This window comes from Bacteroidota bacterium (genome assembly GCA_020402865.1).
GTDB lineage: Bacteria > Bacteroidota > Bacteroidia > Palsa-965 > Palsa-965.
This window is the reverse complement of sequence record JADBYT010000006.1, coordinates 208,025-222,370: the sequence shown is the minus strand read 5'-3', so window position 1 is coordinate 222,370 and position 14,346 is coordinate 208,025. Positions and strand designations below refer to the sequence as shown.

Below are 14,346 nucleotides of genomic sequence, written 5' to 3'. Positions count from 1 at the left end.
ATGGATATATTACGCATTGCCACCGCAGGAAGTGTGGACGACGGAAAAAGCACACTCATTGGCCGCATGCTGTATGAAACAAACAGCATTACGCAGGATAAGCTCGATGCCATTGTGCAGGCCAGCCGCCGCAGGGGCATTGAATACCCTGATCTTTCGCTGCTTACCGACGGGCTTGTGGCTGAACGCGAACAGGGCATCACCATCGATGTGGCACATATTTATTTCAGCACGCTGCGCCGCAAATACATTGTGGCCGATACGCCCGGCCATTTTGAATATACACGCAACATGATTACCGGCGCAAGCACCGCGCAGGTAGCCATAATACTTGTGGATGCGCGCAACGGCATTGCCGAACAAACGCGCCGCCACTACTACATTACCCAGCTGCTGCGCATTCCGTATGTGGTGGTGTGTGTAAACAAAATGGATCTGGCCGGATATAGTGCTGAACGGTTTGAGGAAATCTGCAGCGACTTTGCAACGCTTACAGCATTGGCTTCTTATGCCGAACAGCAGCTCACGTTTATTCCCGTGGCCGCGCTCTGGGGCGAAAACATTGCGCGCCCGTCAGAAGCCATGCCGTGGTACAACGGCCCGCACCTGCTGGGCTGTCTCGAAAGTATTGACTATACCAGCATTGCGGCACAACTGCCTGCACGTTTTCCGGTGCAGCAGGTTATTCGTCCCAAGTCGGAACAGTATCACGATTTTCGGGGCTTTGCAGGGCGTGTGGCTGCAGGAGTGCTGCGTCGTGGCGATCGTGTGGTGGCATTGCCGTCACAGCAAACTTCGGTGGTGGATAAAGTGTATGCCGGTATGGAGGAAGTGCACGCGGCAACAGCCGGGCAAAGCGTGGTGCTTACACTCACCACCGAAATTGATCTCAGCCGTGGCGGCATGCTTGCCCGAGAAACCGAGGCTCCCGCACCGGCAAAAGAACTCGAAGCCCGCATTTGCTGGCTTGATTCCGCGCCGCTCGTGCAGGGAAAAACCTATACACTTCAGCATGGCGTGAATCGTGTAAAGGCAAAGGTATCAGCCATTTCGGCGCGCATCAGTGTAGAAACGCTGGCGGCCGAGCAGGGCGTTGCAGAATTAAAGCTTAACGAAATCGGCATCATCTCGCTTCGTCTTGCACAGCCCGTGTTTGCCGAAAGCTATGCGGCAAATAAATACAACGGCGCCTTCATTCTTATCGACGAGCATACACATACCACAGCCGGAGTGGCGTTTGTAATATAACCGTGATTACCATTGGCCGGTTTCCCTGAAACGGCGTATGTCTTCGGTCATTTGCCGGTGCACGCGTTCGCGCAGTGCGGGTATATCTTCAACCGTTAAGCCGCGTGTATCAATGGGCTCACTCCATTTTGCATATATCGCTCCGGGCGACATTTCAAACGGGCGGTTGGGATGCAGCTTGTCGCCGGTGTTATACACTGTAAGCACAGCCAGCGGCTGTTGCGCAAGAATGGCCAGGCGGAAAGCCCCATCGCGGAATTCAGACACAATGGGTTCTTCCTTGCGGTTGCGTGTGCCTTCGGGGCAAATGAATACTGAAATGCCGTCGTCGATCGAACGTTTCATTTTCTCAATGCTCCGGTTGCGGTCGGTGGCATCTTTGCGATTTACGGTGATGTAAAGTTTTTTAATTACATAACCCATCAGCGGTACTTTGGTAAGTTCGGCCTTCGCCAGAAAGCGGAATGTGTTTTTGCAGGCTACGGCAAAAAGCGGAATATCTAATTGTGAGCGGTGGTTGGCAATAAACACGTAGGCTTTTTCAGGATCAAGCACTTCGCGGTTTTTTACGCGTATGGGTTGAAAGAAGAAGAAATGCAGGTAGTAAGCCCACACCCGCGATATGCGGCGGTGTGCAATATGCGGCGCTTTCTTCTCGCTGAAAAGCAAAAATACCAGCGCATGCAACAGCGGAAAAACAAACAGCGAGGCAAGGAATATGCAAATGGCATAGATCCCAAACAGAACGCGGAGTATGCGGAGAAGAATCATAGATTTCCGGAATAAAACTTCATACTTAAGTATAACCGGGTGAGCCGGTCGTTAAAAATATACTCACCCTGCTCAATCCCGGAACGAAGCACGGCAAGTTTTTTTAACTTTTGCATGAAGTTATTGAATTTATTATTCTCGTCGGGCGAGAGAAGAGGCAGAATATCTTTCTTGTTGATCGCCATTTCGTTCACCGCAGTGTTTTTAATAATTTTTCTTAAAATACTTTTATAGTCAGCACTTTCGATAGTCTTTAGTACTTGGCTGTCAATAAATTTAGCACCAATTTCATTGGCCGCAGCAATTACGCCATACAAGGCAACTTCATAATCAATATGTCGCTGTGTCGCCTTCCAAAAAATATTATCGCCAATAAGATTGATGGCTCTTGGAAACCCCTGAGCGTAAAAAAACAGAAGACTTAAAGCTCTTTCATTAATTGTATAACCTACGCTCGAAAAGGTTTTGATATAAAACTCGTTTGTTTCACGCTCGCTCAAAGCCTGTACATCAATAATGTCGAATATCCTGTCCACAGGTTTGTGGTGCGCAACCATTTCATCTCTCCTTTCTCTTACGCCACACAACAATAAAAATAATGGCAGCGGGTCTGCGCTTAACGCATTTCCATCAACAAGAGTTTTCACGAAGTGTGCAAAATCAGGGTTTGGGGTTATACCATTCACCTCATCAAGAATCAGATACACCCCTTTTACACCATCTCCTTTTGCACGCTTGTACAGCTCTTTCAGAAAGGGCAAAAACCCTCTTGACAGGGTTGGCGCATCGGCCTTAAGTTGGTCAAAGTTTAGGTTTATGCCTAAAACAGATTGTTGACCAATATATTTTGATAACATATCTCTGACGCGCTCTGTATTTCTTGGCTTGTATGCTTCATTTCGAAGTGCGTATTCAAGAGTTCGTTCAGAAAGATCGTCAAGTGTTTTGGTTCCTCCCAGCATTACATGAATGCCAATTAAATCATGCTTAGACTCTGCAATATAACGAGTGGCGTGTGCTAACGAAGATTTGCCTATTCCGAACTCTCCGGTTAAAAAAACAGCTTGTTGTTTACCAACAGCCACCTGTTTTAACGAACGTTCGATAAGGCGAATTTGCTCGTCTCGTCCGGTAAACAATTCATGAGGAAGTGGCCGGCCACTGTAAAATGGGCTGCTATCTTTTATTAATGCCATATTCAAAGATAGTACATGAATATGACCTTCAATTAAACCAATCTCTTTGATTTAATCAGAATTCAGTCTGTCTTAAGCGACATTCATTCACTAAACACCAATGCCTTTTTCACACCCGGCGAACGATGATTTTCGTACAGCAGATGAATCAGTCCGTCGGCCATACCAATTTGCGGTACATAAATATCATCAATACCGGCAGCCTTCATTACGGTTAAGAATATTTTACCTGCCGGCACAATTACATCGGCGCGGTCGGGGTTGAGGCCGAGTACTTCAATACGTTCCTTAAGGCTGAACGACTCCACAAACTCGTGCTGCTCCTTGAGTTTGGCGTAGGAAAGCGGGCGGTTCTGTTTCTTGCGGCTCATCTTAAAAATTTTGTTGATGTTGCCGCCAGAGCCAATGGCCGAGAGGGGATGGTAATCGGCTGTGGTTTGTTTTACCCAGTCGCGGAACTCGTTCCATTGTTCTTTTGAAACGAGGTTGTTGAGTAAACGAATGGTGCCGATGTTGAATGAGCGCGAAGCCACAATGCGGTTTTTCGAAAACAGCGTAAGTTCTGTGCTTCCGCCGCCCACGTCGATATAAAGGTAGTCGTGACCCGGGGCGAGATGTTCGGCAATGTGATTGGCGTAAATAATTTCGGCCTCGGTGCGGCCGTCAATTACTTCAATGTTCAGCCCGGTTTCGCGTTGTATGCGTTTCACCACATCGGCCGAGTTGCGTGCCTCGCGCATGGCGGATGTGGCGCAGGCTTTGAGGGCGGTTACTTCGTAAAAATCAATGAGGTGCCTGAACGCTTTCATGGCCAGCAACAGTTTTTCTGTTTTGGCTGCTGAAATTTCTTTGTGCAAAAACGCATCATCGCCCAGTCGGATGGGAATGCGAACCAGATCAGCTTTTTTAAACACGGGGCCCTCGGCACGCTCATACACGTTGCCAATGAGCAGGCGTGCAGCGTTGGAACCTATATCAATTGCGGCGAATTTCAACTCGTTTAATTACTGGTGGCTTGGGAGCCTTAGGCTTTTTCCCGAGATAATCGCGTATCGCCTCCTGTGCATTTAGCGGTTCTACGGTGGCGGGAACTTCCAGATAAGTATTTTCCTTCAACCCGCCGATAAGCCGCGCCTTGCGATTGTCGCGGAGCTGAAGTTCGAGAATTTCCTTCAGCTCTTTCTGGCTGTCGGTGTCGTAAATGGGCACCGCTACTTCCGAGCGGTGATCCAGATTGCGCGTCATCCAGTCGGCCGAAGATATGAAATACTTTTCATCGCCGCCGTGATGAAAAATGAACACCCGTGTATGTTCCAGAAAGCGGCCCACAATGCTTATGGCACGAATGTTTTCACTTATGCCTTTCACACCCGGAATAAGTGAGCAGGTTCCTCTTATTATCAGCGTAATTTCCACACCGGCCTTACTGGCTTCGTACAAGCGGTTAATCATCTCAAGATCAACCAGGTTGTTCATTTTCAGCAGCATTGATGCTTTACGGCCTTTTTTCGCTTCCTCAATTTCAAACTGTATCAGGTTCTCCAGCTTGCGGCGCATGGTAAAGGGCGATACCAGCAAATGCTTGTAATGACCCGGCTTGAGGTTGTTGTGGTAAAACTCAAAGATTTTCACCAGCTCATCGGTAATGCGCTTATCGGCGGTAATGAGCGATTTATCGGTGTAAATTTTTGCCGTCGATTCGTTCATGTTTCCCGTGCCGATATGGCCGTAATTCACCACTTTGCCTTCTTCGCGGCGGGTAATTAGGAAGAGTTTGGAGTGAACCTTAATTCCCGGTACGCCAAAAATTACACGTGCTCCTTCTTCCTGAAGTTTATTGGCCCAGTAAATATTGTTTTCCTCATCAAACCGGGCCTGCAACTCCATTACTGCAACCACTTCCTTGCCGTTTTTTACCGCATTAATAAGCGCGTTTACAACGTTGGAGTTTGAGGCTACCCGGTAAAGGGTAATCTGTATTTTCTTCACCTTCGGATCGATGGAGGCTTCGCGGAGCAGGTCGATTACGTGATCGAATGTTTGGTAGGGATAATGCAGGATGAGGTCTTTTTTGCGTATCTCATCAAACATGCTTTCACCGCGTATCAGACGCGGGTGGCGGAGCGGTTCGTGCGCAGGCCAGATAAGCTCGGGGTGCCCCAGATCGGGGAAGCGGATGAAGTCTTTGAAGTTGTGATAACGCGAACCGGGAATGATATTGTCGGTGCGGATTACTTTTAACTGACGCAGCAGATATTTAAGCATATCAGACGGCATCTGCTTGTCATACACAAAACGCACCGGAATACCTTTCTTGCGTTTCTTCAGGCCGCCCGACATTTTTTCGAGGAAGCTTTTCGACACGTCGGTGTCGAGGTCGAGTTCGGCATCGCGTGTTAGCTTAATGGTGTAGGCCGAAATGCGCTTGGGGTCGTAGCCCGGAAACACTTCTGCAAGGCAAAAGCGTATCACATCGTCGAGCAGCATTACATATTGCTCGCGGCCACTTTGGGGCAACACCACAAAGCGCGAAATGGCGTCGGCGGGCACTTCAATCAGTGCGTACTTTGGTTTTGATTCCACACCGGCGGCCACCATGCGCACCACAAGGTAGGTGGAACGGTCGCGCAGGTAGGGAAACTGTGGCGCATTGTCGAGCATAATCGGGAAAAGCGAAGGCATTACCTTGTTGCGGAAAAATCCGGTTACGAATTCGCCCTGCGTTTTTGTAAGCTCTTTTTCGTCGATGATGTGGATGTGGTGTTTTTCAAGTTCGGCCAGTATTTTGTTGTAAATACGATCGAAGCGATGGGATGCAGCCACCACGCGTTTCTGAATTTGCGCCAGCAGCATATCGGGCGGCGCGCCGAGTACCGATTCAGCCTTGCGGCCAAGTTTGCCCATGCGTTTGAGCGTGGCCACCCGCACGCGAAAAAATTCGTCGCGGTTGTTGGAGTATATGCCCAGAAACCTCAGCCGTTCAATCAGCGGGTTGGCATCATCTTCGGCTTCCTGCAGCACACGCTCGTTGAACGAAAGCCAGCTAATGTCGCGATTGATAAACGGTAATTTTTTTCTCAGCATTGCAAAGCATCTTTGGAATAGGGTGTGGCAAAAATAACCGGAAAAGCCGTGCTTACACCCAGTTAACGATTGTTTAACGCGCCGGTGCCGGCTTATGCATCGCGTTGCGTAATTTCTTCGTTTGATTTCTTGGGGAAATCAAAGCTGAGCAGCTGTGCAGGTGTTTTGCCAAGTTCGCTCCAGTTGGTGTGCGGGTGTGCAACGCTCACAATGCCGCAGGTAGGCACATTTTCGATATGTGTATTGCAAAGCCGGTTGGCCAGCTGCGTAATTACCGGATTGTGGCCAAAGAGCATTACGTGCTGGTGTGTATCTGACGTGCGCCGCAGCACATCAAGATATTCATCCACACCTGATTCATACAACTGCGGAGCAAGCGAAAACTGTTCGGACGGGAAGCGCAGGTGGCGTGCGAAGATGAGCGCCGTGGTGTAGGTGCGTACGGCAGGACTTACCCACATGCACGTGGGTTTGGCTATGCCGGTGAGTACACGTGCAGGCATTTCGTGCGCATCGCGGTAGCCGCGGTCGTTGAGCGGGCGTTCATTGTCGGGCAGCGTATTCAGTTGCCACGACGATTTTGCGTGACGGATAAGCCAGAGTGTTTTCATGGCAGGAGCTGTTGTTTGGATGCTTTAAGGTAGGAAGAATGTGTTAGATATAATCTAGGTGCAATAACCTTATTGTCGGCTATTTTTCCAGATTTCTTTCAAAATACTTAGATCATTATCCTCCTGAATCATGGAAACTTTTGGTCTGACTTGACAAATATACTTCCGACCTTTTCTTAGATATTCTGTCTTATCTGTAACTTCATGTAAAACAGCCTGTATAATCGGAGCTCCAACAGTTAAGTTTATTGTATTTTTGTTATTATTTGTTAGTTCTAATGAAATACAGCCGCAATAACCAGGCTGTATAATTGTATTTACTGATAACCCAAGCCTTACATAAGAACTTCGGGTATGAATTGACATCATAATATTATTAGGCAGCCTTACATATTCTAACGTGCTTGATAAAACTGTTTGTTGTGGATAAAGGAGAATGGTTTCTCCAATCCTTCTGCGGGTTTCTTGAAAAAAATGGTTAATAGAATATACACCCTCAATACTATTTTCTTCATCTTCTTTATTTCGTGATGCGTTAATGTATGGATCTCGACCTTGAATAGATACTAAAAAGTCATATCCAATTCGTAAATCAATACTAATCTGACCAATTTGCTTGATATCAAGTAGAGGCTGTATTACAAGCTCCTTTTTTTCAATTAACTCTTTAATTTTATCTTCACTAAGAATCATAAACTTGCATTTTTCCAGTCACGTTCAACAATAAAATTACCAATAGACTTTTCTATTAAATTATTTATTATTTCATATCTGAGTACCGCGTTTTCTTTAATGTTTGCGACAGAATCAATGTCTGATCCCTTTAAGTTTTTTTCCCAACACTTCCATCCCTGGATAAATACACCGTGTAGTTGATTAGTGCTTGTAATTTGTGCGGGTAAAAGATCATAGAAACTATTACTATCAATTAGTGTAACCGCTTTTTGAAGCTTCTTTCCGGTTATTTTTTGAATTGCTTTTTGGAAGATTTCAATGAAAAATAGTGCTTCTTGGAGAGCATCAGTAGGATCTAGAAAAGCTCTCATTAGCTCTATTCTTCTTTCTTTACTTGGGTGAGATAGAGTAGGTGTTGTATCGCTATCTATATAATCAAGATATTGAGGAAATGAAACTCCTACATATTGTATTGCAAACAAATCGCAAAAGTATTCTCCTAAGTAAGAGTATATTAGCCCTTTAAGAACTCCATGCCTATCGCTTCGTGAATTTGTATTGGCAATTAATATTTCAAAACGTTGTGGTGTAAAGTGAAAGAAACGCTCTAAAAGTGAGCGACAGCGTGATTGATTAAAATCTAAACCAATTACCTCTGGTAATATTGATGTACAAATCTGATAATGCTCGTTAATAAAATGTCCTAATTCATGGTATAGCACAACACTTGCGAGATAATCTCTAGATAAATAAACAGGAACATTTATCTGTATAAGTTTTGCATTGAATTTAACGCCAAACTCATGCTTGATAAGTTCATATATATCACCCCTTACCAGAGATGGATCAAAGCTATAGCCAGATAAATTCTTTACAAGATTAGTTGCGATGATAAATCGATCATTATTTCTTTTCCAATCATTAAGAGCATGACTTAAACATTCAACAGTTTCAAAGGGAATAAGATTTAGAGTGCTGCTGTCGAGGAAGTCGATACTCTTAAATAGAAAATCAATGGCATTTTTATAAATATAAATAGTCTCATTATGTAATGATGTAAAGTCAACATCTTTGATTTTAACAAACAATTCATCCAACCGATTGTGGTACTCTTGTTTTTCACGATCGGAGTATTTGTTATATCTAGACTTTTGCCAAGCCTTATTTAATTGAGCAAAATGTAATGAAAGAGAAGAGTTAAACGGCATTAATTACCAGAAATTGTTTTCATATTGTTTGTCTAATATAGATAAAATCCGTGAATAATCCGCAGTTGTAATGTTGTCGTTTTTGTGATTAATTAAAAACTCTTTGCCGCTTTCACTTAAAAAATGAATAACAGTAAAAAAACCTCTGTCTATTGTATAGATATGTTCTTTATCATTAGCAAGTGCGCGAGCTTGTTTGAATATATTTGATACTAAATCTGTGTACTTATCCTCCCCATTTTTGCAGGACTCAACAAACATTCGAAAGTGATTAATTTGCTCTCGTTCGGGAGACTGATTGTACAACATTTAATTGGTTTTTTGATATTGCAAAATGAGTAGGAAAAATTGCTATATGACTAATGTATAACATAACTTACTCACATCCGAATGTTAAATGTATATCCACAATTTTTTTTACTATATAACTCATTTGCAGAGAGGAATAAAAAGAGTTGCACTTAATAAATTATCATATTTGCAGACTGATCACCCCTTCCGCGCAATCCAGCCTTCCGGATCCATTTTTCCCACACCGCTTTTCCATACTTCAAAATGCAGCACGGGCTGGCCTTCGTCGTTTTCGGCTACGTTGCCAATGGCTTGTTTGGTTTTCACTTTGTCGCCGGTTTTTACTGATACGCTGCTCAGGTTGGCATATACCGAAAGGTATTCGCCGTGGCGTACAATAACCAGCCAGCCTGCGCCGGGAATGTTGGTAATGCCGGTTACCTCGCCATCAAAAACCGAGCGGGCCTGTGCACCGCGTGTGGTGGCAATATCAACGCCGTTGTTGTTTACCATTACTTTGGCCAGTACCGGGTGCGGATGTGTGCCAAAGTGTTCGATAATGGTGCCTTGTGCCACCGGCCAGGGCAGTGAGCCTTTGTTGTTGAGGAAACTGTTGCCTACAATTTTTTCTTCCGGGCTGATTTCAATTTTTGCGGGTTCGGCTTTTGCCGTTGGTGTTTCAGCGGGTTTGCTGTTACCGGAGTTGCCTGTATTGCCGGTTTTCGGATCGGTTTTTACTACCGGGTCTGCTTTTTTCTGAGCTGCTTTTTTCTCGGCCTCCTTGCGGGCTTTTTCGGCTGCGCGTGCTGCTTCGGCAGCAATCAGGTTTTGGATGGCGGCATCAGTTTGTGCGGCCTGTTTTTTCTTTTTGTCGAGATCGTCTTTGAGCTGTTTTTCTTTTTCCTGCAGGCTCAGGAAGGTTTTTTGCTTTTCTTCCTTTTCACCGGCAAGCTGTTCTTTTTCTTTGCTTTCGTTATCCAGTAAACTTTTTTTCTCACCCCGTTCAGTATCCAGGGTTACAACTTCTTCATTTAACGCCTCGCGGTTACCGGCAATTTCTTCGGCTTTGGCTTTGCGGCGCAGGTTTAACTGCCGCAAATAAATCATGCGTTTGTAGGCCTGATTGAAACTTCCGGCGGTAAACAAAAACATCATGCGCTGGTTGGCGTTGCGGTTGCGCCAGGCAAACTGAATCATCTGCTTGTATTCTTCGCGCAGTATCGAGTCGGTTTTAGTGAGTTGACGGATGTTTTGCTGACGCTGGCCGATTTGCTGTTCGATTTCCGAAATTTCACCACTGATGGTGTTGATGAGTCCTTCGCGCGCTTCAATTTTCTGATTGAGTGCCGCAAGCTGGCTCAGCGAAAGTTTTTTGTTTTGCCGGGTTTCGGAAAGAAGTTTGTTGGTGAAATCAATATCCGACTGCAGCTTTTGTTTTTTTTGCTGGAGCGTTGATTTACTCGATGTTTCCTTTTTGGCAGTGGTTTTCTTTTTGCTGCTTTTTTTCTGCGCATATACCACAGGAGCCGCCACCAGCGCAAGCGTGAGCAGCAGCAATACGGCAAACAGCAGCTTACTGTTTGCCAGTCGGAGTAACTTGAATTGGCGTGCAGTCATCGGACAGGTTAAAAGGGAATTGTTGTGGTTCGTTCAGTGTAATTTTGCGGTAGCTGGCATTCAGTTCGGCGCTTTTCTGCACGCCCTTTGCAAAGAACGTGGCTTTATGCGGGAAAAGTATGCCGCCCTCTTCCGTAAACTCAGAATAGTCGGCCTTGAACGTGCGAAGCTGTGCATCAATAAAAAACACATTCAGAATTTTAAATGTCTGCGGATCGAGTGTAAGCGTTTGAAGCGGCTCTTCGGGCAGTGCTCTTCCTTCTTCTACTTTTTTCAGGCGGCGTTTGCGCACCGTGCTCAGTATATAATGGCAATTTTGCTTATCGGCCTGTGCTTTCAGTTTTTCGTCTTCGTTGTAAAATGCTACGCTGTTTCCTACCAGCAGCGACTGCATCATATCAAAATCAACCTCGGTTTGCAGCAACTGGCTGAGGTAAGCGAAATCGCCGCGGAAGCAGGTGTTGTTGAGAAAGTTTACAAACTTCACGGAGTCGGTAGTAATGAGCACGCGCGCTACACGAATGCCGAGTGCGGGATCGGTAATGTTTAGCCAGATCACACTGTCGCGGCGCATGCGCACATTCACATCAAACGCCACGCGCGAACTGTCGGTTTTTGCCTCGCAGTCGAGTTTTGCACTCAGCCATTCAAATTTCATTTCGTGGCTGCTCATTTCGGCGGCAAGCACTTTCGGCAGTTTGTAGTCGATTTTGCAGCCGTTTGTGTTTTGTGTGGCCGTGGTATCGGCCGCCACTACCTGTTTTTTTCCACGGCAGGCGCTGCTTCCCGACGAGAAAGCGGCAAGAATGAGTATCAGCAGGGCAGAGGTAATGCGCATCGGGTTGTGCATTAAATGTTATTCAGGCTGTGCGCCACGTGTGTTAATTTTCTGATCGAGTTTGGGTGATGTGCTGCCCTTTGCTTTGGCAATTTTCCAGTATTTCACGGCTTCATCTTTATTGCCAAGCGCCAGCTGTAAATCGCCCATGCGCTCGTTGGTGAGCGCATCGTTTGCATTGAGTTTGAGTGCCTGCTGAAGGTGTGCCTGTGCTTTATCGTGTTCGGCCAGTTGCAAGTCGATATAACCAAGCAGCGAAAGATAGCTTGCATTCAACGGATTGGCCGCCACCAGTGCGCTCATGCGTTCCTGTGCCGTGGCCAGTTCAATGCGCTGGCGCGAGTAGCTCCAGCAAAGCTCATACACCAGCGGCGCATTGTCGGGAAAACGTTTGAGCAGGCGCTTGCAAATGGTCACCACTTCTTTATCGTCGCCTGTTTGGCGATAGGCTTCAATAATGAGCAGGCGGAACTCAAGCTCCTGCGCATCATTGTCGAACACATACGAAGCGCCGGTTTCGAGCGGGTCAATGGCTTCGCTGTACCGCTTCTGCTTCATGAGCTGGCGGCCATAGTACAGCCAGGTGGGCGGTTGTTGCGGAAAAAGCTCGGTGGCTTCGCGGCTGTCTTTGAGCTGCGCGGCATCATCGCCAAGCAGTTAGTTCAGTTCGAGCAGCATTTTCCACGGCATCCACGGGCTTTTGTCGAGCGCAATGGCTTTGCGGCAGGCATCGCGGGCTTCGGCGTTTTTGCCACGCAGTTTCCACACGGCGGCCGATGCGCTCCATGTGCCGTAATAGTCGGCATGGTGGCGGCGCATAAGCAGGCAAAGCGAATCGGCTTTGGCCAGGTCGCTGGCATTGGGTACCAGCGAATCGCTGCCAAGGTACCAGCTGCGCAGCATTTCGGTTTTACGCACAGGCTCGGCCGGAATCTGACAGGCATTGACCATACTTCGCCAGGCTTCGGCGTTTTTACCGGCGCTGCGTTGTGCTGCAGCTAAATCAAGCCAGGCCGATGCACTTTGAGGAAAGGCGTTTGTACGACGCTGGCACACAAGCAAAGCCGCCGGCGCATTTTCCTGCCGGGTGTATTCGCCGGCAAGCGCCACGTAAGCCTGTTCGCTGCCCGGATTGGCCGTAATCTGCTGTTCGAGCACAGCCACAATAGCCGCATTGTTGCCCGCCACGCGATGTGCGGCAATGCGCCGGGCCGACAGTGTGTCTGATCGGCCTTCTATTTTCTCGATCAGGTCATAGGTGTTCAATGCCGCTTTCGTATCGCCGGCACGCACCTGCGCCGCTGCATATTCGTATTGCCAGAACGCCTTGTTGGTATGCCGGTCGGCCAGCTGCTTCATCAGCTTCATGGCTTTTTCGTGCTGGCCCAGATCGCTCAGTACCTGTGCGTGGCGCAGTTTGTACCAGTCGTTTTCCGGATGCAGCGAATCGGCACGCATGGCATACCTGAGTGCACGATCAGGCTGCTTACTGTCGCGGTAAATACCCGCCATCTCATAGTTGGCAGCCGCGTTTGCCGGGTCAAGCTCAAGCACTTCACGAAACGCCATAATGGCTTTTTGCGGATTGCCAATGAGTTTTTCCGTACATCCGTCAATAAACAACGCTTCGGTTTTGGCCTGCTTTAAGGTTTTACGAAGGGTCACGCTGTCGTCTTTAGGCGCATTGCGTTTGGGCGCACGCACCTGCGAAGTATTGCCCGAGGCCGGTTTGGCCGGATGGCAACTTACGGCTGCAAACACAGCCAGCATGAACAGTACCGAAAGCAGTCGCATCTGTTTACTGATATACGTTATAATCGCCCACGCTCAGATCAAGTGTGTGGCCGTTTACGGTGGCATAACTGCCCACCATTGAATTGGTGACTACCACATTGCGCAGTGTGCTGTATTGTTGCACAATGCTGTTGCTCACCACGCTGTTTTCCACTACCGAACCGGCACCGAGCGATACATGCGGACCAACCACAGCGTTGCGGAGCACCACATTTTCGCCGATAAAACAGGGCTGAATAATGAGGCTGTTTTCCTGCGTCATTTTCGAAGGCATCAAACGCGCATCGCTGCGGTCGAACTCAAGCACACGCTGGTTGGTATAAACCGTTGCATCTTTATTGCCGCAGTCGAGCCACTCAGTTACTTTTCCGGGCGTAAATTTTACACCCTGACGTTTCATGTTTTCAAGGGCGTTGGTGAGCTGGAATTCGCCCTTCTCGCGGATGTTGTTATCGAGCAGGTATTTCAGTTCGCGCTTGAGATAAGCACCGTCTTTGAAATAATAAATACCGATAATTGCCAGATCCGACACAAACTCAGCCGGCTTCTCCACAAAATCGGTAATCACACCATCGGCGTCTAATTTTACCACACCAAAGGCTCGCGGGTCTTCAATTTTCTGCACCCAGATAATTCCTTCCTGAGCCGTATCCATTTTAAAATCGGCCTTAAACAGTGTGTCGGCAAAAGCCACCACCACTTTGCCGTCGAGCACCTGTTCGGCGCACATAATGGCATGTGCAGTGCCGTGTGCTTCTTCCTGATACCAGATGCTGCCTTTGGCGCCGAGCGACTGTGCGACACCCACCAGCATGTTTTCCACTTCCTTACCGAATGTGGGCCCAATGATAAAGGCCACTTCTTCGAGCGGTTCATTGCACACTTTGGCAATGTCTTCCACAAGACGCTGTACAATGGGTTTTCCGGCCACCTGTACTAAGGGCTTCGGAACGGTAAGTGTGTGCGGGCGCATTCGTTTGCCCATGCCCGCCATTGGAACAATAATTTTCATA

At 47.3% G+C, this 14,346-nt stretch carries 14 protein-coding genes; 1 reads left to right on the top strand and 13 read right to left on the bottom strand.

Going from position 1 to position 14,346, the window contains the following annotated elements; translation table 11 throughout:
• Window positions 1-1,248, top strand: a complete 1,248-nt coding sequence (locus IM638_05130; GenBank protein MCA6362398.1) for a 50S ribosome-binding GTPase — start codon at window positions 1-3, stop codon at window positions 1,246-1,248.
• 6 nt (window positions 1,249-1,254) lie between these two features.
• Here IM638_05130 and IM638_05125 read toward each other — a convergent pair whose 3' ends face one another.
• From IM638_05125 to IM638_05065, 13 genes are all read right to left on the bottom strand, one after another.
• Window positions 1,255-2,019: a 1-acyl-sn-glycerol-3-phosphate acyltransferase gene (locus IM638_05125; protein ID MCA6362397.1), complete on the bottom strand. Its 765-nt coding sequence runs from the start codon at window positions 2,017-2,019 to the stop codon at window positions 1,255-1,257.
• Entirely contained in the window at window positions 2,016-3,215 is a 1,200-nt protein-coding gene (locus IM638_05120; GenBank protein ID MCA6362396.1) for an ATP-binding protein, read from the bottom strand. The genes IM638_05125 and IM638_05120 overlap by 4 nt, the downstream gene beginning before the upstream one ends.
• An 83-nt stretch (window positions 3,216-3,298) precedes the next feature.
• The gene (locus tag IM638_05115; protein ID MCA6362395.1) at window positions 3,299-4,210 is read right to left on the bottom strand and encodes an exopolyphosphatase; all 912 of its coding nucleotides are present in this window, start codon (window positions 4,208-4,210) and stop codon (window positions 3,299-3,301) included.
• Window positions 4,191-6,299, bottom strand: coding sequence for a polyphosphate kinase 1 (gene ppk1 / locus IM638_05110; GenBank protein ID MCA6362394.1), 2,109 nt, complete (start codon window positions 6,297-6,299; stop codon window positions 4,191-4,193). The genes IM638_05115 and ppk1 overlap by 20 nt, the downstream gene beginning before the upstream one ends.
• Window positions 6,300-6,391: 92 nt before the next feature.
• Window positions 6,392-6,910, bottom strand: a complete 519-nt coding sequence (locus IM638_05105; protein MCA6362393.1) for a histidine phosphatase family protein — start codon at window positions 6,908-6,910, stop codon at window positions 6,392-6,394.
• 69 nt (window positions 6,911-6,979) lie between these two features.
• Window positions 6,980-7,603 carry a dCTP deaminase gene (dcd, locus tag IM638_05100; protein MCA6362392.1) on the bottom strand — a complete coding sequence of 208 codons (624 nt, stop codon included), beginning with the start codon at window positions 7,601-7,603 and terminating at the stop codon, window positions 6,980-6,982.
• Window positions 7,600-8,793: a hypothetical protein gene (locus IM638_05095; protein ID MCA6362391.1), complete on the bottom strand. Its 1,194-nt coding sequence runs from the start codon at window positions 8,791-8,793 to the stop codon at window positions 7,600-7,602. The genes dcd and IM638_05095 overlap by 4 nt, the downstream gene beginning before the upstream one ends.
• Window positions 8,794-8,796: 3 nt before the next feature.
• Window positions 8,797-9,102: a hypothetical protein gene (locus tag IM638_05090; GenBank protein ID MCA6362390.1), complete on the bottom strand. Its 306-nt coding sequence runs from the start codon at window positions 9,100-9,102 to the stop codon at window positions 8,797-8,799.
• 180 nt (window positions 9,103-9,282) lie between these two features.
• Window positions 9,283-10,701: a peptidoglycan DD-metalloendopeptidase family protein gene (locus tag IM638_05085; GenBank protein MCA6362389.1), complete on the bottom strand. Its 1,419-nt coding sequence runs from the start codon at window positions 10,699-10,701 to the stop codon at window positions 9,283-9,285.
• Window positions 10,658-11,539 (bottom strand): DUF4292 domain-containing protein, encoded by an 882-nt coding sequence (locus IM638_05080; GenBank protein MCA6362388.1) that lies wholly within the window; start codon window positions 11,537-11,539, stop codon window positions 10,658-10,660. Before IM638_05080 ends, IM638_05085 begins: the two co-directional genes overlap by 44 nt.
• An 18-nt stretch (window positions 11,540-11,557) precedes the next feature.
• Window positions 11,558-12,097 carry a tetratricopeptide repeat protein gene (locus IM638_05075; GenBank protein MCA6362387.1) on the bottom strand — a complete coding sequence of 180 codons (540 nt, stop codon included), beginning with the start codon at window positions 12,095-12,097 and terminating at the stop codon, window positions 11,558-11,560.
• A 99-nt stretch (window positions 12,098-12,196) separates the two neighbouring features.
• Window positions 12,197-13,333 carry a tetratricopeptide repeat protein gene (locus tag IM638_05070; GenBank protein MCA6362386.1) on the bottom strand — a complete coding sequence of 379 codons (1,137 nt, stop codon included), beginning with the start codon at window positions 13,331-13,333 and terminating at the stop codon, window positions 12,197-12,199.
• Between the two features lie 4 nt (window positions 13,334-13,337).
• Window positions 13,338-14,345, bottom strand: coding sequence for a nucleotidyltransferase (locus IM638_05065; protein ID MCA6362385.1), 1,008 nt, complete (start codon window positions 14,343-14,345; stop codon window positions 13,338-13,340).
• Window position 14,346: the final 1 nt, after the last annotated feature.

What these genes read in the sequence shown, in the direction of transcription:
- IM638_05120 (MCA6362396.1), bottom strand. Translation starts at nt 3,215, where the DNA reads ATGGCATTAATAAAAGATAGCAGCCCATTTTACAGTGGCCGGCCACTT.
- IM638_05080 (MCA6362388.1), bottom strand. Translation starts at nt 11,539, where the DNA reads ATGCGCATTACCTCTGCCCTGCTGATACTCATTCTTGCCGCTTTCTCG.
- IM638_05075 (MCA6362387.1), bottom strand. Translation starts at nt 12,097, where the DNA reads ATGAAGCAGAAGCGGTACAGCGAAGCCATTGACCCGCTCGAAACCGGC.
- IM638_05130 (MCA6362398.1), top strand. Translation starts at nt 1, where the DNA reads ATGGATATATTACGCATTGCCACCGCAGGAAGTGTGGACGACGGAAAA.
- IM638_05090 (MCA6362390.1), bottom strand. Translation starts at nt 9,102, where the DNA reads ATGTTGTACAATCAGTCTCCCGAACGAGAGCAAATTAATCACTTTCGA.
- ppk1 (MCA6362394.1), bottom strand. Translation starts at nt 6,299, where the DNA reads ATGCTGAGAAAAAAATTACCGTTTATCAATCGCGACATTAGCTGGCTT.
- IM638_05105 (MCA6362393.1), bottom strand. Translation starts at nt 6,910, where the DNA reads ATGAAAACACTCTGGCTTATCCGTCACGCAAAATCGTCGTGGCAACTG.
- dcd (MCA6362392.1), bottom strand. Translation starts at nt 7,603, where the DNA reads ATGATTCTTAGTGAAGATAAAATTAAAGAGTTAATTGAAAAAAAGGAG.
- IM638_05065 (MCA6362385.1), bottom strand. Translation starts at nt 14,345, where the DNA reads ATGAAAATTATTGTTCCAATGGCGGGCATGGGCAAACGAATGCGCCCG.
- IM638_05070 (MCA6362386.1), bottom strand. Translation starts at nt 13,333, where the DNA reads ATGCGACTGCTTTCGGTACTGTTCATGCTGGCTGTGTTTGCAGCCGTA.
- IM638_05085 (MCA6362389.1), bottom strand. Translation starts at nt 10,701, where the DNA reads ATGACTGCACGCCAATTCAAGTTACTCCGACTGGCAAACAGTAAGCTG.
- IM638_05095 (MCA6362391.1), bottom strand. Translation starts at nt 8,793, where the DNA reads ATGCCGTTTAACTCTTCTCTTTCATTACATTTTGCTCAATTAAATAAG.
- IM638_05125 (MCA6362397.1), bottom strand. Translation starts at nt 2,019, where the DNA reads ATGATTCTTCTCCGCATACTCCGCGTTCTGTTTGGGATCTATGCCATT.